The sequence below is a fragment of the Bradyrhizobium cenepequi genome (assembly GCF_020329485.1).
GTDB lineage: Bacteria > Pseudomonadota > Alphaproteobacteria > Rhizobiales > Xanthobacteraceae > Bradyrhizobium > Bradyrhizobium cenepequi.
Genome location: NZ_JAGKJI010000044.1, coordinates 1 through 23,174 on the forward strand (window position 1 = coordinate 1; position 23,174 = coordinate 23,174).

The window sequence follows — 23,174 nt, forward strand, 5'->3', positions numbered from 1 at the left end:
CGTCATCCAACTCGTTCAAGCCCGCAATGGCGGCGAAGAATTGCCGGCCGAATTTGTGTTCACGCCGGACGAGATCGAAGCCCTCAAGGCCATCAACAAAACCCTGAAAGGCCGGACCGAGCTCCAGAAGAACCACCATCGCCCCAACACTGTCGCCTGGGCGGCTTGGATCATCGCAAAGCTCGGCGGATGGACCGGCTACGCCTCGCATCGCCCACCTGGACCAATCACCTTCCACATGGGAATGGCTCGCTTCCAAATCCTCGTATACGGCCCGGCAAACGTGTAGATGCCCTAGGGCGAACGCGGGGACCCATAACCACAGGGAAGTGTTGTAGCGCGAGCAAGCGGTTACGGCTTCGCATGTCACCAAACCCTGTGGTTATTGGGTCCCGGGTCAAGCCCGGGACGACGAACTCTCATCACGGTATCGCAAAGCGCAGCGTCTTGCCGCCGCTGGTCATATCGACTGGGGCAAAGCCGATCGTGGCAAGGCCCCGGGTGGCGCAATCGCCCTGTTCGGCGATCTCGAACTTGGTTTCGCGGGTGCAGAGCTGCATCGTGCCGCCCCAGTTCAACGGCTTGTCCTTCAGGCGGATGGTGCGGTTGTCGGCATCCACGGCTTCGGCAAACGAGAATATCTGCTTTGGCCGACTGGCGACGTCGGGGTGCAGGCATTTGCCCGGATCGATGCGGTACCAGCCGCGGCTGGTGACGGCCTTACCGTCGTCGGCCGCCACCGCCGCCATGATCTTGTGCGGCGTGTCGTTGCACCAGGTCAGTCCGGTTGCGGATGGCTTCTGCACGGCATCGATCATGGTGGTGAAGAAATTTGGCGATTGCACGACGTCGCTGGAGAGGCCGCGACTCCTGAGGAACGCCGACAGCGCTCCTTGTGTCTTCGGTCCGTCGACGCCGTCGATCGGCGCGGCATCGTAGCCGGCGATGACAAGCAAGCGCTGGATGCCGGCCAGCCGTGCCTGCTCCTCGTCATATTCCGCGCCCTCGGCGAGATAGGCGACGAGATTGCCGTCCTCGGTCTGGGTCGGTGTTATCTGCGTGAATTGCGCCGGCGTCTGGCCGCTGCGGCATTGGCGGGCGGCGGCGATGACGAAATTGTCCTGCGCGACGCAGAGCGTATCGGTGCCGTTTTGCGGGATCGGCGAGGACCCGTAGACGCCGAGCGCACGCGCATTGAGAAGCACGCGGTCGGCGGAAAGCGCGCCCTGCACCACCACGCGGCAGGCGGCGGGATCGATGCGAAACCAGCCGCGCGTTGCGGTCGCCGATTTCTCGTCGATGCCGATCGCTGCCTCGACCACGTAACTCATGCGGTTGCAGAGTTTCAGGTCGGCCAGCGCCGGCTCGGAGGAAAACAAGAACGAGAGCATCGCAGCCGGCAGCGCCATCAAGACTTGCGCGAGCACCGGGCGACGCACTCGTGCCTTGTCGTGCCGGAGCCTGATCCAGGCTTGCGCGCCCTTCCCACGATCGATAGGCGGCAGGTGGATGGCCGGAACGTATCCGGCCATGACGGCCCTCGTTCGCTCGACCGCTTTCGGCATCACTTATGGATCAGCGTGCCTGTCCCCTGATTGGTAAACAGCTCCAGCAACACCGCATGCTGCGTTTTGCCGTCGATGATAACGACGCCCTGCACGCCCTGCTCCAGGGCATAGATGCAGGTCTCGACCTTCGGGATCATGCCGCCGGAAATCGTGCCGTCAGCGATCAGTTTGCGCGCGTCCTTCACCGATAGTTCCGGGATCAGCTTCTTCGACTTGTCGAGCACGCCGGGCACGTCGGTGAGCAGCAGCAGGCGCTTGGCCTTCAACGCGCCCGCGACCGCGCCGGCAAAGGTATCAGCATTGATGTTCAGCGTCTGGCCGTCCTTGGAGGTCGCCAGCGGCGCCAGCACCGGGATCAGCTCATAGCCGATGAGCTGGTTGAGCAGCGTCAGATCGACCTTCTCCGGTTCGCCGACGAAGCCGAGATCGATCGCCTTCTCGATGTTCGAACCCGGATCGATCATGGTGCGCGTCGTCTTCGACGCCTTCACCATGTTGCCGTCCTTGCCGGAGAGGCCCACCGCCTTGCCGCCGGCCTCGTTGATATAGCCGACGAGCTGCTTGTTGACGGAGCCGGCCAGCACCATCTCGACGATCTCGATCGTCGCCGCGTCGGTGATGCGAAGGCCCGCCGCGAATTCCGACTGGATGCCGAGGCGCTTGAGCATGGTCGCGATCTGCGGTCCGCCACCATGAACGACCACCGGGTTGATCGCGGTCTGCTCCAACAGCACGATGTCGCGCGCAAAGGCCTTGGCCGTATCCTCCGCGCCCATGGCGTGGCCGCCATATTTGATGACGATGGTTTCATCGTCATATTCCTGCATATGCGGCAGCGCCTCGGACAGGATGCGGGCCTGGTCGAGCGGGCTGATCTGTGTGTCGGTCATGGAGCGGGTCTCGCTATTCCGAGAGGCAGCGTCGGGCGCGGTTCTATCTGATTGGCGGGCGACGCGTAAAGCGCGTCTCACGGCTTGCCCCGCTGCGGCCATGTCGCCGCCATGGCCAGCACCAGCCAGCTCGCGATCGATAGCGTTCCGCCGATCGGGGAGGCCAGCCGAAACAGGCCGTAGCCGGCATATTGGCGCAGGCCGAGATCGCCGGCGAACAATGACGGCCCGATGACGAAGCCGACCGCGGCGATGGTCCCGATCGCGCGGTTCAGCAGGCCGCGATCACTGAGTGCGACCGTTCCCAGCACAGCACTGGCATGAAACAGTAGCATCGACGACGCGGCTGCAAGCCGAGTGGCATCAGGGAGATGAGCCGATGCCCCGGCGAGCATCACGCCACAGGCCCCCATGATGCCGGCCAGGACGAGCAGGATTCGAGGCAGGCTGGTCATCCGCGGCGCTCCTCGAGCAGGCGCACCATCGCGGCGCGCAGCTCCGGCATGCCGGTGCCGGTGCGCGAGGAGGTCGCCAATACATCCGGAAAGGCGGCCGGGTGTTTCGCCAGCGCGGCCGCGGTTTCCTCGATGCGGGTCGTGAGTTCGGAGGCTTTCACCTGGTCCGCCTTGGTCAGCACCACCTGATAGCTGACGGCCGATTTGTCGAGTGTCTTCAGGACGTCGAGATCGACATCCTTGATGCCATGGCGGGCGTCGATCAGGACATAGACCCGCGCCAGGGTGGCGCGGCCCTGCAGGAATTTATGGATCAGCGCGGTCCAGGACGCGACCTTTGCCTTGGGTGCGGAGGCATAGCCATAGCCGGGCATGTCGACCAGACGAAAACCCGCTTTCTCGGGGCCCTCGAAGAAGATCAGTTCCTGGGTGCGTCCCGGCGTGTGCGAGGTGCGCGCCAGCGCGCTGCGGCCGGTGAGCGCGTTGATCAGGCTCGACTTGCCGACGTTGGAGCGGCCGGCAAAGGCAACCTCGAGCCCTGCCATCGGCGGCAGCGTCTCGATTGACGGTGCGGCCCAGATGAAGTGCCAGTCGCCGGCGAACAATTTTCGCCCCGCTTCGATCAGCTCCGCATCGGTTTCGGCGGTCATGTGGGAAGCTCTGACAGTAGTCCCCGTAATGAGGAGGCGGCGCGATCTCTGTCCCTCATGGTGAGGAGCCGCCAGAGCGGCGTCTCGAACCATGAGGCCCCGGTGTCCGCGGCCATCCTTCGAGACGCGGCCTGAAGGCCGCTCCTCAGGATGAGGTTCGAGACATCGCTACGTCGCCTTCTTCGCGAAGGTGGCTTTGAGGTTGTCGAACAATTCCACCTTCACCCCGTTCCGATGCATGATGTAGCTCTGCTGCAGCACCGACAACAGGTTGTTCCAGGCCCAGTAGATCACGAGGCCCGCCGGGAAGCCGGCCAGCATGAAGGTGAAGATCAAGGGCATCCAGTCGAAGATCATCTTCTGCGTCGGATCCGGCGGGGTCGGATTGAGCTTCATCTGGAACCACATCGTGATGCCCATGATGATGGGCCAGATGCCGAGCCAGAGATAATGGCCGAACACTGGGATCGTGGTGGGGTCGAACGGGATCAGGCCGAACAGGGTGAACAGGTTGGTCGGATCCGGTGCCGACAGGTCCTTGATCCAGCCGAAGAACGGCGCATGCCGCATCTCGATGGTGACGAACAGGACCTTGTAGAGCGAGAAGAACACCGGAATCTGCAGCGCGATGGGAAGGCAGCCCGCGATCGGGTTGATCTTCTCCTTCTTGTAGATCTCCATCATTTCCTGCTGCTGCTTCACCCGGTCGTCCGGATAGCGCTCCTTCAGCGCGGCGAGCTGCGGCTGGATCGACTTCATCTTCGCCATCGAGGCGTAGGACTTGTTGGCGAGCGGGAAGAACAACAGCTTCACGATCACCGTCACCAGCAGGATCGAGACGCCGAAATTGCCGAACAGGCGGAAGAACCAGTCGAGCGCCAGGAACATCGGCTTGGTGATGAAGTAGAACCAGCCCCAGTCGATCAAGAGATCGAAGTGATTGAGGCCGAGCTCCTTGTTGTAGCCGCCAAAGCCCACCAGCGGGAAATTGATGCCGACCACGCCGGCTTCCTTGGCGCCGGCGAACAGCCGCGCGTTGGCGGTGACGGTGGCGCCGCCCGCGACCGTCTGCGGCTCCAGCAGATAGTCGGTCTGGTACCTCCTGATATTGTTGACAAGGTCGGAGGAATAGCTCGCCTGCAGCTTGGCGGAGGTGTCCGGCAGCAGCGCGGAAGCCCAGTATTTGTCCGTAATGCCGAGCCAGCCGTCGGTGACGTTGAAGTTCACCCTCTTGGCGTCGTCGATCTTCTTGTAGCTGTATTCCTGCAGGCCCTGGTCGCCGAGATAGCCGATCAGGCCTTCGTGCAGGATGTAGTACCCGGACACCTGCGGCGTGCCGTGGCGCGAGATCAGCGCATACGGATAGAGCGTGACCGGCGCGCTGCCGGCATTGGTCACTTCATCCTTGATGGTGAAGAGATAGTGATCGTCGATCGCAATCGTGCGGCGGAAGGTGAGCCCTTCGCCATTGTCATATTTCAGCGTGACCGGATGCGTCGGCGTCAGTTCGCCGGAGCCCTCCTGCTGCCACATCGTGGTCGCGTCGGGCATCCGCACAGTCGCGCCGGTCCCGGGCACCCAGCCGAATTCTGCGTAATAGGGCGCCGCCGTCTGTGACGGTGAGAACAGCACGATTGGCGGGGATTTCGGATCGACTGTGTCGCGGAATTTCTCCAGCGACAGGTCGTCGATACGCGCGCCCTTCAGCGAGATGCTGCCGGACAGCGTGGGCGTGTCGATCTTGACGCGCGGGCCGCCCTCGATCGCGGCTTCGCGGCTGACGACCGGCCCGGTGGACGGCGGCTGCGTGGCCGAAGGCGCCGGTGCCGATCCCGGCTGCGGCGCGGTCCCGGGGGTCGCTTGCGGCGTCGACTTCTGCGATTCCGCCTGCTTCTGCAATTCCGTCTGCGTCTGCTGCTGTGCGCGCTGCTTCTCCATCTGCGGCACGTTGTAGAAATATTGCCAGGCGATCAGCACGAGGCCGGACAGAATGACGGCGAGGATGGTGTTGCGATTGTCGGTCATCTCTTCAATGTCTCGTCATTCAATTCCGGTTGCCGCCGCTCTTTATATTAACCTGGCTGCCGCCGGTTTTGGCCGGTTGCCGGTCGAGGCGGCGGAGCGCCGCGCGGAGGTCGTCGAGCATGGCCGCGAAGTCGCGGGTGAGTGCATCCCGGCGGCCGACTAACACATAATCATGGTGTGGTCGCATCGGTATGACGTCGAGCTGCTGCACCAGCGCGCGAAGCCTGCGCCGGATGCGGTTGCGCTCGGTGGCGGTACCGTTCTTCTTGGTGACGGTGAAGCCGATGCGGATCGGTCCATCATCGTCGCGGGCGCGGCCCTGCACCACAAAGGCTGGGCTGGTCGCCCGCGCGCCATTGGCAACGGCGACGAAGTCCGCCCGCTGCCTTAGCCGATCCATCTAGAATCTCCGGAAGACGCCCGGGCTCAGGCGCTCAGACGCTTGCGGCCACGCGCGCGGCGCGCAGCGAGGACCTTCCGGCCACCGGCCGTGGCAAGACGGGCGCGGAAGCCGTGGCGGCGCTTGCGCACCAGTTTGCTGGGTTGATAAGTCCGCTTCACGGGGTAGTTCTCCGCTGAACAGGCAATCTGCCGATGAATGAGATAGGGTGTCCGGTGATGCTGGCTGACCCAGAATGAGCCACTCGCGGCCCCAAATGAGCCGCCCCGGCAGGCCGGGCCATCGCGGACAATTGGCGCGGCTTATACGGGAGCGCCTCCTTTTCGTCAATGTCGCCCGCTGCGGCAAAAGCGGTCCTTCGAAACGTCGCAATTGCCGGAAATAGTCTGGATTCTGCGGGGTTGTTGCACGTGTGGGCCGGCTTTACTCGGCTCTCATCCGGGGTTCATGGAACCGGCTTACATTAGCGATCCGTAATTTGACCGGCAATGGTGCACGGCAGCATGCTGAACATGCGCCATAGAAAGCCTATATCGTGTCAGTGACCGATGATCAGCCGACGACGGAGAAGTCTCGGGCGCAGCCGGTGCACCGGCTTGGGCTGTCCGGCAAGCTCCTACTGCTCACGATTCCCCTGGTGATGATCGCCGGGATGCTGATCTACGTACCCGCGATCGCCAACTTCCGGATGAACCGGCTGAACGACCGACTGGCGGCGGCCAACACCGCGGCGCTGGTGCTCGATGCCGCGCCGTCAGGCTACGTCCCGGAGTCGCTGGCGCGCCAGATCCTGACCAGCATCGGCGCCCGCGCGGTGGCGATCAAGATGGGCCAGCAGCGGCGGTTGCTCGCCAGCGCCGACCTGCCGGCTGCGATCGACCATGACGTCGATATGCGCGAGATGTCGGTGTGGTCGGCGATCGTCGATGCGTTCCAGATCATGCTGGAGCACGGCGACCAGACCATCCGCGTGGTCGGGGCGGCGCCGGGGCAGGCGCAGTTCATCGAGGTCGTGATCGACGAGAAGCCGCTGCGCCAGGCAATGTACCGCTTCTCGCGCAACGTCTTGATCGTCGCGCTCTTGATCGCCGGCCTTACCGCAGGGCTGGTCTATCTCGCCCTGCATTACCTGTTCGTGCGCCCGATGCGGCGGCTGACCGCCAGCCTGATCGGTTTCCATGAAAACCCCGAAAGTTCGGCGCGAATCATCGTGCCGAGCCAACGCGGCGACGAGATCGGAGTTGCCGAGCGCGAGCTCTCCGACATGCAGCGCGACCTGGTCTCGATGCTGCATCAGAAGAGCCGGCTGGCGGCGTTGGGGCTTGCCGTCTCCAAGATCAACCACGATCTGCGCAACCTGCTTGCCTCCTCGCAGCTTCTGTCCGATCAGCTCGCAAGCGTCCCCGATCCCAGGGTGCAGCGCTTCGCGCCGAAACTGCTGCGCTCGCTGGAACGCGCCATCGCCTTCTGCCAGTCGACGTTGTCGTACGGCCGTGCCCAGGAGGCCGCGCCTGACCGCCGCACGATCCTGGTCGAGCCGGTTGTCGCTGAGGTGCGTGAATCGGCGGGGCTTGCGTCCGATGCCTCGATCACCTGGATCAGCGCGATCGAACGCGGGCTCACGATCGATGCCGATCCGGACCAGCTCTTCCGTGTGCTGCTCAACCTCGTGCGTAACGCGGCGCAGGCGCTGGAGACCCGTCCGGCGACCGACGGCGGCGCCCAGCAGATCCGTATCACCGGCCGGCGCGAGGGGACGGTCGCAATCGTCGAGGTCTCCGACACCGGCCCCGGCGTTCCCCAGAAGACCCGCGATCACCTGTTCGAGGCGTTCCAGACATCCGGGCGCCCCGGCGGCAGCGGCCTCGGCCTTGCGATCGCCGCCGAGCTGATCCGCGCCCATGACGGCGAGATCAACCTCGTCGAGGGTACCATCGGCGCCACCTTCCGCATCGCCATTCCCGACCGGCCGGTGGAACTCCAGATCGTCCGCACCGAACGCGCGCGGGCGTGAGGCGCGTCTTGGAATAGCCGGAAACCCCTGACGTTCACCGTCCTGGGCGCCTTTCCGGCGTAAATCAGCCCACCAGGCCCTATCCCAGACCTTGCCAACCGGACCCGGAGCCTGTAGCTAGAGCGCTCTTTCGCTGGTGCTTCCGAGCCCTCTCGGATAGACCCCGGGCTCAAGCCCCTCACGCGAAAACGCGCCCGTAGCTCAGCTGGATAGAGCATCAGACTACGAATCTGAGGGTCGGACGTTCGAATCGTTCCGGGCGCGCCAATTCACCCCGTAAGCTGCTATCCCTACGCCATAGCCGCACCGGCTACGCCGAACGAAATCGAAATATGTTCAGCGTTGTAGGAGCGGCGGTCCTGGGCGGCGAAAAAGTTCGAATCTTTTCGGGTGGCATGGCAGGTTCGCGCCTATCCAATAGCTCTCAAATTGAATGGCTGCTTCTGCTGATCTAGCGGTATTAGTCGCTAGCAACGTTCTCCACGTAGCAGTTCGAATCCTCTCGCCCCGCCAATTGCCGCCGGGCGCCGCCACTTCCTACTCAAGAGCCGCAGCCGCTACGCCGGCCGAGTGCGCAGCCGGCCCTCATAGTCGCGCTTGCCAAGCGGCACGCCCCGCGAGCGCAGGATGTCATAGGCGGTGACGGCGTGGAAATGGAAGTTGGGCAGCGAAAACGAGAGGATGAGGGTCTCCGACGTGAAGGCGAGCCTTCGCGGGCCGATCTGAAGGTCCAGTGCCTTGCCCGTCCAGCCGTTGACCTCGTCGGGGGTGAACGCTTCCAGCGCCGTTTCCGCCTTGCCGATCATGGCCTGCAGGCCGGCGAAGGGGACCGGGCCGACCAAGGCGGGCGGGGCGAACACGCCGGTCTTCGCGGCCTCCAGCCCCCACACCGAATGGTACCACGCCGCTTCGATCTGGAAATGGAAGGGCGCCATGTCATCGAAGAGGCGCGCGTCCACGAAATCGTCGGGGTCAGTGCCCGTTTCCGCGCAATGAATGACCGCACGGTCAAGGAAGCCTCCGACGGCCTTAACGGTCTGCAAGAAGGTCGGCACGCTAAGGTCGTAAAATGATGTCGCCATCGGCTTTCCCTTGCTTGAACCGCCTTCCCGTTGGTGCCAGGCGAACCCCGCGCTGTCACGGAAGACAAAGCACGATACCCATGCCGATCCAGTAATCTCCCATCAGCGAAACTCGGGTGAGCGCTTCTTCTGTCGTTCGAGCCCATCCGATGCGTCGCCATCCGGTCAGGCAAACTCTGCCAGGAACTTGCTCGCAACCGTCCCGCTCGCTTATGAGCCCACGAGCCAGAGTGCTCCCGTCGACTCTCCTGCATCCAAGGTGCATTCGCCTATCATAGCGCTATAGCGTAGATGTAGTGCTCATCATCATCGGGCGTGGCCCGCCATTTCCCGCCGATTGCGCGAGATTCTGCGAGGTAGCTATCCAATCACCGCCGATCGCCGTACGAGCTTCTGCGGGGCTTGACTTGAGTGGGCGCGGCTTCGCCCCGACCTTCCAAATGCCGAATAGGCAACGTCACGATTCGAGGGCAGCCATTATGAGCATAGCGAGCGACGCCCGGTTCTGGGACCGGAGTTCACGGAAATACGCTAAGGGTCCGATTGCAGATCAGGCCGCATATGAGCGCACGCTGGACCGGACCCGCGCCCTGTTGGGACCAGGCGACAGGGTGTTGGAACTGGGCTGCGGAACAGGAACAACAGCGCTCCGGCTCGCGGGTGATGTTCAAGACTATCTTGCGACGGATATTTCCGTTGGAATGATCGCGATTGCCAGTGATAAACAGGCCGCCGGCCCCATCCCGGGCCTTGTCTTCCGCACCGCGACCGCAGAAGCGCTTGCGCCTGATGCGGCGCAGTTTAGCGCGGTTCTGGGATTCAACTATCTCCATCTGGTCCGCGACCTGCCTGGCACGCTGCGCCGCATCCATGCCCTCCTTACAACGGAGGGCGTATTCATCTCCAAGACACCCTGCGTTGGGGACATGAACCCACTCATCCGGCTTGCCTTGTTGCCCGCGATGCGCGCGATAGGCAAAGCACCCTATGCAGGCGTCTTTCGGGCGGCGGACTTAAGTCAGCATATACGTGCCGCGGGCTTCGACATTCTTGCCACTGAAAGCCACGCAACGAAGGGAAACGACAACCGTCCCTACATCGTGGCTCGCAAGAGGTGACGTGAACGGCCGAGGCTGCGTCGAAACCCGTCCTGTCCTGCTTTTCGACGCAAAGCCGAGGCGTTATTCGCTATGGCGTACCGGCGGGCGCGAAGCGACGGCGGCCTTCGCAGGGCAGGCCCGCTTCAAGGCTGGTCAGCACCTCCTCGATATCGGCTGCGGTGTTGGCGGGCCATCGCGTTACTTTGCGGCCGAGGTTGATCGCTCCGACCGAGATCACCTGTCGCGCGCTGTGAAGTCCGACATGACCGGTCGGTCAGCACAGCCTATCGGGGATAGCGGAGAGGTAGCTCTCACCACGTCCTGCACGGCCTAGGGAAACCGATAGTAGCGGCTTTTGTAGGTTTAGGAAGCGAACGGCGGCGTTCGCGGCCTGGCGGCTAGAATTTCATAGTGCTCCGGCGGACGAGTAGTTATCACTTTCATCTACGCTGGGGCGCCATTTCGGCCGATAGCCTTTTATAGTGCGATGTAGTCACCGATTACCGCCGATCACTGCACGACCTGAAGGGCGCTTGCCCGCGCTGCATCGGGTTGGGGAATGACCGCGCATTCACGATGAACAGGACGCGAGCGCAACCGTTGCGGCTGTAAATGCCGTTCCACGACTCAACCGACGTCGCCAATCCAGTCGTGAGCTCAATCATCTCCAGTGCAGCAAGTCGATGCTCCGCGGCTGACTTGGACCGGCGGGCATGGCACTGTTCCGTACGAACAGAATACGCAGCAATCGCCTGGCTTGGGCTTCAGGCGAGCGCCACATGCCTTGCAATCGTAGAAGACCAGGCAGGCATCTGTCGGCATGATTTCCATCTCACGATGTCCGCAATGCGGGCATGTGACGGTGGATTCAAGAATGGGTGAATTGTCTTGCATCGCCGCATCCCGCCTGAAGCAGCCGCGCTCCGGCATTAAGGCGAAAAGTATAGCGCCAATATGATTTCCGCGGGCGCACTTTCTGGGCGATCGATTGTAATGCTCTGACCCCGTCCGAGTATCGCCCCGATTTAAGCGATCGATCGGCCGCGACCAGGACGTAACCTTGGCAGCATTGCATTGGCGTTCCTGGCGGGCACCTTGTCGACACTGTCGCCCTGCGTCCTGCCACTCCTGCCGCTGGTGCTCTGTGCGGCCGTCTCCGCGCACCACTTCGGCCCTGCCGCGCTCGCGGCTGGCCTCGCCGCCTCATTCGTGGCCATGGGATTATTCGTCGCCACGATCGGATTCTCGATCGGCCTGGACAGCGGGCTGTTCCGTGTCGTCGCGGCCGCACTCCTGGCTGCCTTCGGCGTGGTGTTGATGGCGCCAAGGCTGCCGGCGCAGTTGGCAGTCGCCGCGGGGCCTTTCGGTGGTTGGGCGGACCGCCGGTTCGGCGGCTTTGCGACGAATGGGTTTCAGGGACAGTTCGCCGTCGGCCTTCTGCTTGGCGCCGTATGGAGCCCCTGTGTCGGGCCAACATTGGGAGCGGCTTCGTTGCTGGCCGCGCAAGGGAAGGACTTTTGGCACGTCGCGGCGGTGATGATCACCTTCGGCGTCGGCGCCGCCCTGCCGCTCCTTGTCCTCGACATTGTGTCGCGGGAGGCCATGATGCGGTGGCGCGACAGGCTTCATCGCAGCGGCCGGGGCGGAAAGACTCTGCTTGGCGCGATTCTGTTCGCGATCGGCCTGCTGATCCTCTCGGGCGCCGACAGGCGGCTGGAGGCGTTTCTCGTCGAGGTCTCGCCCGAATGGTTGACGCAGCTCACGACACAGTTTTGATCGCCATCAATCGATAGCCCTCGCAGTTATGCCTCGACCGGGGAGCAAGGTTCGATTCTTGCAAAAGGAGGGCCTTAGAGGGCTATAGCGTAGACATAGTTCTCATCATCACCCGGTGCGGCGCCCCAAAGTACCAACCGCCATCCCCGTGGTCACAAGGGCTAAATTAGGGCGCTCATCATCGTTCTTTGCTCCTTTCGTGTTGTGCATGCTCCGCCTCGCCAACCCCGCGGCGATGTCGGGAGCGCGGCAATTCCAAATGTATTCACCTCATGGGCGCTGGCCGGCAGCCTCCATGATCAGTTGCGTGATTTCATCGGGTTGTGAAATCAGCGACAGGTGACTCGCTTTGACCTCTATGGTCTTGGCTCCCATGCGCTTCGCCATGAAGCGCTCGAGGTCCGGATTGATGGTGCGGTCCTCGGTCGAGACGGCGTAATAGCTCGGCCTTGATCGCCAGGCCGCGTTCGTGATCTTGCCGGTGAGCAGTGCCTTGTGGAACGGCTGCTGGACCGCATAGAGCACCTTGGTCTTCGCTGTCGGCAGGTCGCCCGCGAAATCGCGCAGGAAAGCCTCCTCGGAAAGCCGTCCTTCATCGCCGTCGAACACGATGCCGGCGCTCGCCGGCGGAGTCGGATAGGTCTTGGCGAGCGCCGTGTAGTCTTCGCCGGCATCCGGCGCGCGTGCCGCCACATAGACGAGCGCCGAAACGTTCGGATGCACGCCCGCCTCGGTGACGATCATGCCGGAGAAGGAATGACCGACCAGAACCGTCGGGCCGTCCTGCCGTGCCAGAACGCGCTCGGCTGACGCGACCGCTTCAGGCAGCGTGGTCAGCGGATTTTGCACGGAGGTCACGTTGAGGCCGGCCGTCTGCAATCGCCCGATCACCTCGGACCAGCACGAGCCGTCGGCGAACAGTCCATGCACGAGCACGACGTTGCGCGCCTTCGGCGGGGTTGCGTTTGCGGCCATGCCGCGGGTGGAGATCAGCGAGGCCGCTGCGCCGGCAAGCAGAGCGGTCGAAAAAGTTCGTCTGTCCATCATCATGATGTCTGTTCCTTTGAGCGCGAGGGGATCGTCTTGAGGGCGCGGAATGGCCGCGCGGCTTCAAGCAGATCCTTGCATCAGTGCGTCGACATCGGGCGAACGCACGATGGTGACGCCGCCACGAAGGTCTCGCGGCTGTTCTCAACGCTGTAGTGGTCGTGAAGATAGTTGACCACGATGCCGAAGGCTTCCTGGATCGCACGAAGCTAAGTGTTGCCGAGCCGGTTGATCCGCTCCAGCCGCGCAATTGCCGAGGTGAAAACGCGCTACCGGCTCGATGCGATGGCCGGTCAAGCGCACGCCATTGCTTCGATCGCGAACGAGGATCGCTGGCGTGAAATCAGATGATTTCTCGTGGCGCCTGTGGCGGCCCCGACAAATCGAGCTACCACGTCAGGCTATCGAGCGATGAGGGACTCGGCGCACGTCACAGCGCGCCGGACCCGCCCTCCACGATCTTCTCGTTGAGCTTCTGATCGACGATCTGAACCGTTCGGTCGATCTCGGCATTGGGCACGCCAAGCTGATGCGAAATCAGTTTCACCAGCAGGTCGACCCGCTCGATGAAGGGCGCTCCGCTCGCCACCGCGCGGGCCGCCGATGAGGGTTTGAGAAGGCTTTCCGCCGCTTTGGCGTATTTCTCGAAAGGCACCTGATCCTGCGGGTCGGCTCCGAGACGCCGAGCGATCGCGTCGACATGCTCATAGATCGACTTCGAGAGTTTCAGATCGGCGTGCACTGCGTCGCGGATCGGCTGCGGCTCGGTCGGCGTGATGCAGCGGTAGTTGCCGGTCAACAGCATCGACCATTTGGCCAGGGGGACGAACAGCGAGTCGAACACTTTGAGCTTCACCGGAACGTCCTGGCCGTCCATCCTCACCGCGTCGATGTCCGCTTCCAGCTCACGAAGCAACTGGTTGTGAGCCTTATCCGCAAACGCCGCTGCCTTGAAGTTTGTCGGCAGGCCGACATGCAGGACATTCGCCGCCTCGTCCGGCGGGCGGAAGGCCTGCGGATCAGGCGAGCAGAGCGACACCAGTCCCGGCTTGAACCGCTCCCACACCTGCGCATTGGTATAGGCCTCTTCCAGATCCATCTCCGCCAGCGCCGGGATCCGTTTGAGGTAGGGCAAGGGCGGCATGTTCATGATCGAAAGGCAAGGCAGCTTCGCCTCGGCGATCTTGATCATCAGAACCCGGATTGTGTGGTTGGTGTATTGCGGCTCCTGCATGGCAAGACAGACCAGATCATAACGAGAAAGGTCGACGTCTGCGGGCGGGGTCGCATCCAAGGTCCCCGGCAGATCGCGCGAAAAGATCGATCGGTGCGTCGGCTCGTCACGCAGCTTGATGCGAACCTCAGTGCCGTCGCGATTGATGAGCTCTGCAGTCTTCTTCCGACAAACCAGCGTCACGTTGTGACCGGCCATCAGCAGCTTCGTCGCAAGCAATGAGCCGTATGAGGCTCCCAGGATCAGAACGTTGCGCGCCATGCTCTCTCTTCTACGGATGTGTGCTAGCGTACCTATCTACCGCTAATTGATGGACATTACAATCACACACAGCGGTTCTAGCTTTCATCCGCATGCGGCCGGCAAGATGTCCCAGCGCTCACCGGGCCGTAGTAGAAGTTTGTCCTTGAGCTCGCATCACTCGCACCGATAGCGGCGGCCGTCACGGCCAAAGAATGTACCCGTCGCGGGATTGTACGAGCGGTGGCGCTGCGCGCAGGCGCCAATGCCGCTCGCCTCTTCGTTATAGAATTGCAAAACAGCGGGCGGCTCCGACGCCAGCCTGGCCGCGGGCGTCGGTGCGCCGCCGTTCAGGATATCCGCATTGGGATGATAGAATGCATACAGTCCGGGCTCCTGGATGGCGGCCTGAGCGAATACTGGTGTTGCGGCTGTTACCGATAGCAGCAGGGCGGCCATAAGGATCTTGAATGAGGTCATCGAAATTCTCCATCGCGTCGATGCGAGAGCTCGCTTGGCGCGCGCAAGTCCGCATGACGCATCGCCAGGCGATGCGCGCTCTCAGACGCGAGCTTCTCGTGTTTGGGGTTATCCGAATGCTCGGATATTTCGATTCGAGATCTAAGGGGCCTGCGAGCGCATCCCACTAAATTACGCTTTACGATTCTCAACTCGGGGTGACGGCGGGAGCGGCGGCCAGCGCCAACGGAATCCGCGGCGCGACTATCATCACGAAGCAGCGAAACGCGAGCAAAGCGGTTTCATGCCGTGTCAGTGACCAGCGCTTCTGTGCTGGTTGTCCAGCGTCGTTAAACGCTAATTTAGTGGGAGCGCCGAGAAAGCATCCCACCTCGTCCTTTGTGTAACGTTCCTTGTGTCACCACTCGAAAGGACAAGCCATGAAAGTCGCAATGGTAGCATTGGTCGCTGCGTCCATGCTCTCAAGCACATATGCATTTGCCAAGACGTCGCATCATGAACCGCTGGTCAGGAGCTATACGATGTACAGTGATGCTGCGCCGCGGGTCGTCTTGCATCCGAACTACGGCAATCCGAACGGAGATCCGGACGGTTCGACCACGCTGAGCGGTACCGGCGATTCGCAATTCGGCGGCTCGTCGCCCGGCACCAGCGGCTACAACTAAGTGAAAGCTGCACTTGATGGGGCTTTACCAGAAAGCCATCGTGCCATTCCGGCTTAACGACGCGCGAACCTCGCGTGTCGTTAAGCGCAGCGAGACGCGCTACATCGATCTGCTGATCGATTTTTCTTTTCCGCTTCAGCGAGCCTTCAACTGTGATGCTTCCAGAAGACAGGTTGAATAGCCGGTCTGACGGACGTCGCAGCAGTGACCGCCGCGACGCATCTGATCGCCGGCCTCAAGCCGGCTGCAAGCGACGATCGTCTAATTCTTCGCAGAATCAGCGTGTGACGTCATTTCGGCCCGCCGCTCATAGCTTTCGGCAAGAACCTTGAGACGATCCGCAATCGCCGGATCGCTCATGCTTTGCGCGACCCGGCGCAAAGTCTGCGCCGTGCTTGAATACTCCTTGCTCACCATTCTTCGGCTCCGCAACTAATGGTTTCAAATAACCATGTAGGTACGCGGTGCACGATGGTGAATTCACAAAGCCGGGAGTGAGTGATTTGTATTGGAACGATACAGCCTGCGCAGGTCCGTCCGATACGCTGCCCGCTGATCGATCGTTCGTTTCGGCAATCGCCGTGCCGGCGTGAAACACGCATAGGAGAAATATCGGAAAGAGCTACCGCAAAAAAAGCGGCCGGGACCGCAGATGCGGTCCGGCCTCTTCAACTTCGATGCAGCTTCACCGACAAGATCGGAAATTCCCGATCTTGGATGTTTGACGGCGGCCTGAGACGACCGGATCGTTAATAGCCGTAACCGTAACCGTAGCCGGTGCCAGGCTCACAGGGAACGTTGCCGTTGGTCCAGGGCTGCGACGCAAACGCGCCCACGCGCGGGGCAGGAACGCAGCCCGGTCCGCCGACATATACCTGTTCGGGATATGCCTGCTCCTGTGTCACAGCAGCATTGGCGCGAGTGACGTGTCGCGTGTGTTCGCGAGCCATCGCGGGCGTCGCAAGCGTCGCCGCGGCGACCAGTGCGATCGACAGGAATTTCACTTTTGACATTGGTGTTCTCCATCAGGAAGCGAAGCCAATGATGTGTGGGCTCCACGTCGGAAGTGCGGATCGCTACACCCTGTTTAAAGAGGGAATCCTCTCACGTTCTCTCAATGGCGCGTGAGCGCGTTCGTGAGAACTCCGGCAGGAGGTGCTTGCTCGCAATGATGTTACACAGCTGAACAGCTTGATTTCAGCTGAAACGAGACGGCCGTCGAAAGCGTGCGCATTTCGGCCTGCCACGGCGCCATCGCATGTTGCGCGGTAGCGATCGTCACGATTTCGTCCCAGCGTGACAGGAAAGCATCGACGCAGGCAGGATCGAATTGGCGCGCCCTGTTGTCCTCGAGGTAACGACGCGCGTCCGCAAGTGGCATCGGATGCTTGTAGGGACGCTTCATCGTCAGCGCATCGAAGACGTCGGCGACCGCGACGACGCGGGCTGCGATCGGAATATCGGCTCCCTTGAGCCCGTTGGGATAGCCGCCGCCGTCCCAGCGCTCGTGATGAGCGGCAGCGATCTCGGCTCCAAGCTGGATCAGCTCGCAATGGCTGTCGGCAAGGATGCGTCCGCCGATCGCGGCGTGGGTGCGCATGATCGCGATCTCCTCCGCGTTCAGCCGGCCCGGCTTGAGCAGGATGCTATCGGGTATCGCCACCTTGCCGACGTCGTGCAGAGGAGCCGCAAGATAGATCTCGCGGATGAGCCGGGATGGCAGGCCGAGCTCTTCGGCAATGATGCGGCTGTATTTTGCCACGCGGAGCGTGTGCTCGCCGGTGTCGTTGTCGCGGTATTCGACGGCGAGCGCCAGACGCAGAATGATCTCCTCCTCGCGCTCCTGGAGTTTCTGCGTGGCGCTGGCGACTTCCTGGGCGAGGTCGGCAGCGCGGTCATTCAGCTGCCGAACGGCAATGCCGAGCCGGACAAGATTTCTGAGCCGAACTCTTGTCTCCAGGGTTTGTGGATGCTTCGGCAGGAAATCGGTGGCGCCGGCCTCGAGCGCCTTCATCCGCACGTCGTCCGTCTGTATCGAAGTGATCATCACGATCGGAATATTGGCGAAGTTCTCGAGCGCGCGAAGTTCACGGATGAACGTGACGCCGTCCATTCTCGGCATTTCATAGTCCACGAGCACGATGTCGTATTGGCGCTGCATCGCCGACGTCACGGCCTGGAGCGGATCGATGTACGTCGTGACCTGTACGGTGCCATCGGCTTCCAGGAGCCGCTTGAAGAAGTCGAGGACAGAACGGCTGTCGTCAACGAGAAGCACTTGTGTGAGCATCTGACGTCCGGGTACGCAACGGTCGGTTGTACGAGAAAGAGCTACCGCGCCGGCTCTTAACGCCGGCCTAAGCTCGACAATCGCCAATGGCGTAGCCTGCCCGATGCGCGCAAATGCCCGGCGTGGATCATACCAGGCTACCTCGAATCCTCGGCACCGTAATCCTACGGTCATCTTGCCTGGAATCGAGATGGTGGTTGATTAACATCTTAATCACCATCTCTGCCGATACTTCAGTCGAAAGAGATTCGCATTCGCACTCAAAGCGAATCACTGGGAATGCGGGGACGGCGAATGGCTGAAGTGACAGAGCACAAGCGGTGGCTACAACTGCCGCCGGACTGCAGCATCGCGTCGATCCGCCAGGTCTATGAGACGATCCGCGAGGCCTTCAGCCGGAATGATCGGCTCGAGATCGACTGCTCCGCTGTCGACAAGGTCGACGTCACGTCGATCCAGCTTTTGCTTTCCACCGCCGAAACCGGCAAGGCGCAAGGCCGTCCAGTCGTCCTGACTGCGTTCTCGCAAAGCCTTCGCAACACCCTTCGCCGCGCGGGTTTCTCCAGCGAGGCGATGATCGACCAGCATTTTCACAAGAAAGATGGCGCGTGATGGCTACAGTCCTGACGGTCGATGACTCCCCCAGCATCCGCCAGATGATCAAGGTCGTGCTCGAGCCGGCCGGTCACAACGTGATCGAGGCCGGCGACGGGGCGCAGGGCCTGGCGAAGGCGCAGGCGGGCAAGCTCGACCTCGTGATCACCGACCTCAACATGCCGGTCATGAACGGCCTCGAACTGATACGGGCTCTGCGCAAGCTGCCGTCGCAGGTCGGCCTGCCGATCGTCTTCCTCACCACCGAGTCCAACGACGCGCTGAAGCAGGAAGCCAAGAGCGCCGGCGCCACCGGATGGATCACCAAGCCTTTCAAGCCTGAGCAATTGCTCGCCGTGGTCAACAAGCTGGTGCGGTCATGAGCAGCATGGACCCGACGGAGGCATTCCGTCAGGAGGCGAGCGAACTTTTCGAAACCCTTGAAGGGGCTTTGCTGGATCTTGGACTGCGCCCCGATGACCGCGAGCTGGTCGACTCGGCGTTTCGCGCCCTGCACACCATCAAGGGCTCCGGCGCGATGTTCGGCTTTGATAGGGTCGCCGCATTCACCCACGAATTTGAGACCGCCTTCGAATTGGTCCGCAAGGGCGAGATCAAGCCGACCCAGGAACTGATCGCGGTTGCGCTGGCCGCAAAGGACTACATCCGTGCCCTGATCGAAGCGCCTGACAGCGCCGATTCGATCATCGGGGACGCCATCCTGGATGATCTGAAGCGCTTCGTTTCACCTACCGCGCAGGTGCTGCCGGTCGGGTCCAACGCCGACATTCCGCCGGTAAGCGAGAGCCGTCCGGCAGGCTGGCAACTTCGCCTGGAATTCGAGTCACACATTCTCCGCAACGGCTCCAATCCGATCGACCTCCTGGATGATCTCTGCAAGCTCGGCCCCTGCTTCGTCGTGCCGCTCACAGATGGCGTGCCGCTGTTGGACGAACTGGAGCCTGAGGACTGCTACCTGAAATGGGACGTCACGCTGCATGGCGCCTGCGACAAGGCCGCCATCGATGACGTCTTTATGTTCGTGCAGGACGAGATGAAACTTACGCTGGCGCAGGTCGAGCGCGCGGCGCCGGTGCTCGCAATGCCGATTGCGGACGTTGAACTGGCGGCTCCGCCGGCGCCGGCGCCGACCGCCGCTTCGGTCCCCGCTGCGGCGGAGCCGGCCGCGCCGTCGGAGCGCAAGCGCGAGGAGCCGAGGCGCACCGAAGAGCGCGGCATCGCCACGGTCCGCGTGCAGGCCGAACGGCTCGACGAGTTGATGGACCGGGTCGGCGAACTGGTCATCGCACAGGCACGGCTCAGCCAATTGGCCGCAGTCGGCTCCGATCTCTCGATCAAGATGATCGCGGAGGAGATCGAGCGGCTGGCGGCGAGCTTGCGCGACACCACCATGGGCGCCCGGATGGTCCCGATCGGCTCCTTGTTCGGGCGCTTCCGAAGACTGGTCCACGATCTGTCCCGCGACCTCGGCAAGCCGGTCGAATTCGTCACCTCGGGCGAGGATACCGAGCTCGACAAGACCATGATCGAATGTCTTGCCGATCCGCTCGTTCACCTGATCCGCAATGCGATCGATCACGGCATCGAAGACACCGAGACGCGCGCGGCGGCGGGCAAGACCGAGCAGGGGCGGATCGAGCTGCAAGCGATCCATTCCGGCGCGCAGGTCCTCGTCACCGTCAAGGACAATGGCGGCGGTCTCAATACCGCGCGCATCCGCGCCAAGGCGGAAGAGCTGATCGCGCCCGGTGCGGCGATGTCGGATCACGAGATCCATCAGTTCCTGTTCCACCCGGGGTTCTCGACCGCCCAGACCATCTCGGCGCTATCCGGCCGCGGCGTTGGCATGGATGTGGTCAAGCGCACCATCGAGAACATGCGCGGCTCGATCGATCTGTCGACGAAGGCAGGTGAGGGGACGACCGTCACGCTGCGCCTGCCGCTGACGCTCGCGATCATCGAGGGGCTGCTAATCCGGGTCGGCGAGGGACGCTACATCATTCCACTCCCGGCGGTCGAGGAGTGCGTCGAGCTCACGGCGGAGGACGAGCGCTCGCGCGGGCGCAACTTCCTCAACGTGCGCGGCAACCTTGTCCCCTTCCTGCGGCTCCGCGACATTCTCGACGTGCCGGGCGCGCCCGGGCAGCATCAGAAGACGATCATCATCTCGACCGGCGAGACGCGCGTCGGGCTGGTTGCCGACCAGATCATCGGCAATCATCAGACCGTCATCAAGTCGCTCTCGAAGCTGCATTCCGACGTCACGATCTTTTCCGGCGCGACCATCCTGGGTGACGGCACTGCGGCGCTCATTCTCGACGTGGCGCAGCTCGTCGCCCTGGCGCAGTCGCGCGCGGAAAAGCAGCAGATGAGCGAGGCGGCATAGATGGCGACAGATCAGCAGCACGGCGCCGGAGCCGTCCAGGACGGTTCGATGCAGGTGGTCATGATCGGGCTCGGCGACGAGAAGTTCGCGCTCGATGCCGGGCTGGTGCGGGAGATCATCGATCCGGTTCCGGCAACGAAAGTGGCCGGCGCGCGGTCGTTCGTGCCCAGCGTCATCAATGTGCGCGGTAACGTTATTCCGCTCGCCGACCTGCGCATCCGGTTCGGGATGCCGCAAACCGAGGACTCCGCGGACACGCGGATCGTGGTGATCGAGGTCGGCATCGACGACGAGCCGGTCCTGGTCGGCGTCACCGCCGACAAGGTCTATGAGGTCACCGAGATCTCACGGACAGACGTGCAGCACACACCGCGCGTCGGCATGCATTGGAAGCCGGAGTTCATCCGCTTCATCACCAAGTGGCGCGAAGAGTTCGTCATCGTACCGAACATGGAACGTATCCTGAATTGAGGAAGTCTCGGGGGCGAGACTTGAGGGGCTGAAAATGAGATTTACTGTCAAGGCCAAGCTGGCCACGGCGTTCGGCTTGATCATCGTCCTGTCCGCGATCGCCGGAGGCGTCGCCTATATGAAGCTCGGCGACATGATGGCGACCGCCGACAGCATGGTGCTGCGCGCCATGCGGATGGAGAAGGCGACTCAGATCGAGAAGGACATCCTGCTCCAGCTTCGAGCAGAGAAGAATGCGATTCTGGGGACGGAAGCTGATGCCGAGCAGTTTGCCGCTGAGGCGGCGAAGACTCGTGAGACGGCGCTGAAGACCAGGGACGAAGTCTATGCGCTGGCAAGCGAGGCCGGCAAGAAGCTGCTCGACGCGTTCGCGGCAGCCTACACCAGGATGAATGCGTTCCAGGAAGATACCTTCAAGCTGGCGAAGACCGACAAGGCCAAGGCCACGGAGCGTTCGATGCACGAGGGACGCAAGGTCGTCGCCGATGCACTCGAGGCGATGGGCGCCTATGTCACGAACACGAAGAAGCAGATGGCCGAACAGGCGGTTCAATCGAAGGAGGCTGGCCACCAGGCGCAACTGATGTTGATGATCCTGATTGGTGTCTCGCTTGCGGTTGCGATCGCGGCGGCGCTCTGGATTTCGATCAGCATCAGCCGTTCACTGGGACGCGCGGTCGGTCTTGCAGGCGCAGTTGCCGACGGCGATCTCAGCCGGACCATTCCCGTCGCCAGCAACGACGAGATCGGCGATCTCGTCAAGTCGCTGAACGCAATGGTCGAAAAGCTCCGGCAGATCGTGTCGGAAGCCCTGACCGCGGCGCAGAACGTCTCGGCCGGAAGCCAGGAGCTTTCCGCCAGTGCGGAGCAATTGTCGCAGGGCGCGACCGAGCAGGCGTCTTCGGCCGAGGAAGCCTCCTCCTCCATGGAGGAGATGGCCTCCAATGTGAAGCAGAACGCTGACAACGCCAATCAGACCGAGAAGATCGCGGCGCAATCGGCCAAGGATGCCGAAGCCAGCGGCGCCGCCGTCGGGCGGGCTGTCGAAGCGATGCAAACGATTGCGGAAAAGATCACCATCGTGCAGGAGATCGCGCGGCAGACCGATCTCTTGGCCCTGAATGCGGCGGTCGAGGCCGCGCGCGCCGGCGAGCACGGCAAAGGCTTTGCGGTGGTCGCCTCCGAAGTGCGCAAGCTCGCCGAGCGCAGCCAGGCGGCCGCCGCCGAGATTGGCACGCTGTCGACCGAAAGCGTAAAGGTCGCGCAAGAGGCGGGCAGCATGCTTGCGAAGCTCGTGCCCGACATCAAGAAGACCGCCGACCTCGTCCAGGAGATCACCGCGGCCTGCCGCGAGCAGGATGTCGGATCGGCGCAGATCAACCAGGCGATCCAGCAGCTCGACAAGGTCGGGCAGCAGAACGCTAGCGCATCCGAGCAGGTCTCCTCGACGTCCGAAGAGCTCGCCTCCCAGGCCGAGCAGTTGCAGTCGACGATCGCCTTCTTCCGCATCGACCATGGCCGCAAGGCCGCCACCACCGCGCCGATCGACAAGGCGGTCAGCCAACTGCGCGCGAAGGCTGCGACAATGGCGGCCGCCGATCGCGGCATCAAGAAACCGCCGGCTGCCGCGGCCAAGCCGCAGGGCCGTCGCACACTCAAGGTTGCCAATGGCGGCGGTTTCGCTTTCGCACTGGATGAAGATGAGGACGATCGCGACGCCGACTTTCAGCGCTGAGGGGCGAAGCGTTAGTTGGTGGGTTAACAGGTCGGATTGTTTGCAATCCGA

At 62.6% G+C, this 23,174-nt stretch carries 26 protein-coding genes, 1 tRNA gene and 1 pseudogene; 12 read left to right on the forward strand and 16 right to left on the reverse strand.

The annotated features are described in order from the left end of the window. Window positions 1-289, forward strand: a pseudogene (locus J6497_RS31615) (IS4 family transposase); the annotation flags it as partial. A gap of 133 nt (window positions 290-422) precedes the next feature. Here the strand turns inward: J6497_RS31615 and J6497_RS31620 are convergent. From J6497_RS31620 to rpmH, 7 genes are all read right to left on the reverse strand, one after another. Next, complete coding sequence (locus J6497_RS31620; RefSeq protein WP_225708189.1) at window positions 423-1,409, reverse strand: DUF1036 domain-containing protein; 987 nt, start codon at window positions 1,407-1,409, stop codon at window positions 423-425. 155 nt (window positions 1,410-1,564) lie between these two features. After that, window positions 1,565-2,458: an acetylglutamate kinase gene (argB, locus tag J6497_RS31625; RefSeq protein ID WP_225708138.1), complete on the reverse strand. Its 894-nt coding sequence runs from the start codon at window positions 2,456-2,458 to the stop codon at window positions 1,565-1,567. Between the two features lie 77 nt (window positions 2,459-2,535). Next, window positions 2,536-2,913, reverse strand: a complete 378-nt coding sequence (locus J6497_RS31630) for a DUF423 domain-containing protein (protein WP_225708139.1) — start codon at window positions 2,911-2,913, stop codon at window positions 2,536-2,538. Further along, complete coding sequence (yihA, locus tag J6497_RS31635; protein ID WP_225708140.1) at window positions 2,910-3,563, reverse strand: ribosome biogenesis GTP-binding protein YihA/YsxC; 654 nt, start codon at window positions 3,561-3,563, stop codon at window positions 2,910-2,912. The genes J6497_RS31630 and yihA overlap by 4 nt, the downstream gene beginning before the upstream one ends. Window positions 3,564-3,731: 168 nt before the next feature. After that, complete coding sequence (gene yidC, locus J6497_RS31640; protein ID WP_225708141.1) at window positions 3,732-5,588, reverse strand: membrane protein insertase YidC; 1,857 nt, start codon at window positions 5,586-5,588, stop codon at window positions 3,732-3,734. Window positions 5,589-5,607: 19 nt separating this feature from the next. Then, window positions 5,608-5,988 carry a ribonuclease P protein component gene (gene rnpA, locus J6497_RS31645; RefSeq protein WP_225708142.1) on the reverse strand — a complete coding sequence of 127 codons (381 nt, stop codon included), beginning with the start codon at window positions 5,986-5,988 and terminating at the stop codon, window positions 5,608-5,610. A 26-nt stretch (window positions 5,989-6,014) separates the two neighbouring features. Further along, window positions 6,015-6,149 (reverse strand): 50S ribosomal protein L34, encoded by a 135-nt coding sequence (gene rpmH, locus J6497_RS31650; protein WP_008542748.1) that lies wholly within the window; start codon window positions 6,147-6,149, stop codon window positions 6,015-6,017. A 374-nt stretch (window positions 6,150-6,523) separates the two neighbouring features. Here rpmH and J6497_RS31655 point away from each other — a divergent pair, with 374 nt between their 5' ends. Together J6497_RS31655 and J6497_RS31660 are read left to right on the forward strand one after the other, a co-directional pair. After that, window positions 6,524-8,002 (forward strand): ATP-binding protein, encoded by a 1,479-nt coding sequence (locus tag J6497_RS31655; protein WP_225708143.1) that lies wholly within the window; start codon window positions 6,524-6,526, stop codon window positions 8,000-8,002. A 190-nt stretch (window positions 8,003-8,192) separates the two neighbouring features. Beyond that, a tRNA-Arg gene (locus J6497_RS31660) sits at window positions 8,193-8,269 on the forward strand. 290 nt (window positions 8,270-8,559) lie between these two features. Here the strand turns inward: J6497_RS31660 and J6497_RS31665 are convergent. Then, the gene (locus tag J6497_RS31665) at window positions 8,560-9,084 is read right to left on the reverse strand and encodes a DUF1993 domain-containing protein (protein WP_225708144.1); all 525 of its coding nucleotides are present in this window, start codon (window positions 9,082-9,084) and stop codon (window positions 8,560-8,562) included. A gap of 479 nt (window positions 9,085-9,563) precedes the next feature. Here J6497_RS31665 and J6497_RS31670 point away from each other — a divergent pair, with 479 nt between their 5' ends. After that, window positions 9,564-10,202: a class I SAM-dependent methyltransferase gene (locus J6497_RS31670; RefSeq protein ID WP_225708145.1), complete on the forward strand. Its 639-nt coding sequence runs from the start codon at window positions 9,564-9,566 to the stop codon at window positions 10,200-10,202. Between the two features lie 70 nt (window positions 10,203-10,272). Here the strand turns inward: J6497_RS31670 and J6497_RS31675 are convergent, their stop codons facing one another. After that, window positions 10,273-10,422, reverse strand: a complete 150-nt coding sequence (locus J6497_RS31675; protein ID WP_225708146.1) for a hypothetical protein — start codon at window positions 10,420-10,422, stop codon at window positions 10,273-10,275. A 419-nt stretch (window positions 10,423-10,841) separates the two neighbouring features. After that, a complete protein-coding gene (locus J6497_RS31680; RefSeq protein WP_225708147.1) occupies window positions 10,842-11,078 on the reverse strand; it encodes a GDCCVxC domain-containing (seleno)protein in 237 nt (78 codons plus the stop codon). A gap of 174 nt (window positions 11,079-11,252) precedes the next feature. Here J6497_RS31680 and J6497_RS31685 point away from each other — a divergent pair, with 174 nt between their 5' ends. After that, the gene (locus J6497_RS31685; protein WP_225708190.1) at window positions 11,253-11,960 is read left to right on the forward strand and encodes a cytochrome c biogenesis CcdA family protein; all 708 of its coding nucleotides are present in this window, start codon (window positions 11,253-11,255) and stop codon (window positions 11,958-11,960) included. A 270-nt stretch (window positions 11,961-12,230) separates the two neighbouring features. On the opposite strand, the gene J6497_RS31690 is transcribed toward J6497_RS31685, so the two are convergent. Beyond that, window positions 12,231-13,010: an alpha/beta fold hydrolase gene (locus tag J6497_RS31690; RefSeq protein WP_225708148.1), complete on the reverse strand. Its 780-nt coding sequence runs from the start codon at window positions 13,008-13,010 to the stop codon at window positions 12,231-12,233. A gap of 213 nt (window positions 13,011-13,223) precedes the next feature. Here J6497_RS31690 and J6497_RS41370 point away from each other — a divergent pair, with 213 nt between their 5' ends. Continuing rightward, the gene (locus J6497_RS41370; RefSeq protein ID WP_283845445.1) at window positions 13,224-13,358 is read left to right on the forward strand and encodes a hypothetical protein; all 135 of its coding nucleotides are present in this window, start codon (window positions 13,224-13,226) and stop codon (window positions 13,356-13,358) included. Window positions 13,359-13,437: 79 nt separating this feature from the next. On the opposite strand, the gene J6497_RS31695 is transcribed toward J6497_RS41370, so the two are convergent. Both J6497_RS31695 and J6497_RS31700 read right to left on the reverse strand, forming a co-directional pair. Then, the gene (locus J6497_RS31695) at window positions 13,438-14,502 is read right to left on the reverse strand and encodes a ketopantoate reductase family protein (protein ID WP_225708149.1); all 1,065 of its coding nucleotides are present in this window, start codon (window positions 14,500-14,502) and stop codon (window positions 13,438-13,440) included. Between the two features lie 156 nt (window positions 14,503-14,658). Next, a complete protein-coding gene (locus J6497_RS31700; protein WP_225708150.1) occupies window positions 14,659-14,961 on the reverse strand; it encodes a BA14K family protein in 303 nt (100 codons plus the stop codon). A gap of 521 nt (window positions 14,962-15,482) precedes the next feature. On the opposite strand from J6497_RS31700, the gene J6497_RS31705 reads away from it, so the two are divergent. After that, window positions 15,483-15,626 carry a hypothetical protein gene (locus J6497_RS31705; RefSeq protein ID WP_225708151.1) on the forward strand — a complete coding sequence of 48 codons (144 nt, stop codon included), beginning with the start codon at window positions 15,483-15,485 and terminating at the stop codon, window positions 15,624-15,626. 261 nt (window positions 15,627-15,887) lie between these two features. Here J6497_RS31705 and J6497_RS31710 read toward each other — a convergent pair whose 3' ends face one another. From J6497_RS31710 to J6497_RS31720, 3 genes are all read right to left on the reverse strand, one after another. Beyond that, complete coding sequence (locus J6497_RS31710; protein WP_225708152.1) at window positions 15,888-16,043, reverse strand: hypothetical protein; 156 nt, start codon at window positions 16,041-16,043, stop codon at window positions 15,888-15,890. A 332-nt stretch (window positions 16,044-16,375) separates the two neighbouring features. Continuing rightward, on the reverse strand, window positions 16,376-16,639 hold the full coding sequence (locus J6497_RS31715) for a hypothetical protein (protein WP_225708153.1): 264 nt from the start codon (window positions 16,637-16,639) through the stop codon (window positions 16,376-16,378). A 161-nt stretch (window positions 16,640-16,800) separates the two neighbouring features. Next, on the reverse strand, window positions 16,801-17,916 hold the full coding sequence (locus J6497_RS31720; protein WP_225708154.1) for an HD domain-containing phosphohydrolase: 1,116 nt from the start codon (window positions 17,914-17,916) through the stop codon (window positions 16,801-16,803). Window positions 17,917-18,210: 294 nt separating this feature from the next. Between J6497_RS31720 and J6497_RS31725 the strand changes: the two genes are divergently transcribed. The 5 genes from J6497_RS31725 to J6497_RS31745 are packed head-to-tail and all read left to right on the forward strand — an operon-like array spanning window position 18,211 to window position 23,123. Beyond that, on the forward strand, window positions 18,211-18,528 hold the full coding sequence (locus J6497_RS31725; RefSeq protein WP_225708155.1) for an STAS domain-containing protein: 318 nt from the start codon (window positions 18,211-18,213) through the stop codon (window positions 18,526-18,528). Beyond that, the gene (locus tag J6497_RS31730) at window positions 18,528-18,893 is read left to right on the forward strand and encodes a response regulator (protein WP_225115730.1); all 366 of its coding nucleotides are present in this window, start codon (window positions 18,528-18,530) and stop codon (window positions 18,891-18,893) included. The genes J6497_RS31725 and J6497_RS31730 overlap by 1 nt, the downstream gene beginning before the upstream one ends. Next, the gene (locus tag J6497_RS31735; protein ID WP_225708156.1) at window positions 18,890-20,917 is read left to right on the forward strand and encodes a chemotaxis protein CheA; all 2,028 of its coding nucleotides are present in this window, start codon (window positions 18,890-18,892) and stop codon (window positions 20,915-20,917) included. Before J6497_RS31730 ends, J6497_RS31735 begins: the two co-directional genes overlap by 4 nt. Further along, window positions 20,918-21,388: a chemotaxis protein CheW gene (locus J6497_RS31740; RefSeq protein ID WP_225708157.1), complete on the forward strand. Its 471-nt coding sequence runs from the start codon at window positions 20,918-20,920 to the stop codon at window positions 21,386-21,388. It abuts the gene before it with no gap. 34 nt (window positions 21,389-21,422) lie between these two features. Next, window positions 21,423-23,123, forward strand: a complete 1,701-nt coding sequence (locus J6497_RS31745; protein ID WP_225708158.1) for a methyl-accepting chemotaxis protein — start codon at window positions 21,423-21,425, stop codon at window positions 23,121-23,123. Window positions 23,124-23,174 lie beyond the last annotated feature (51 nt).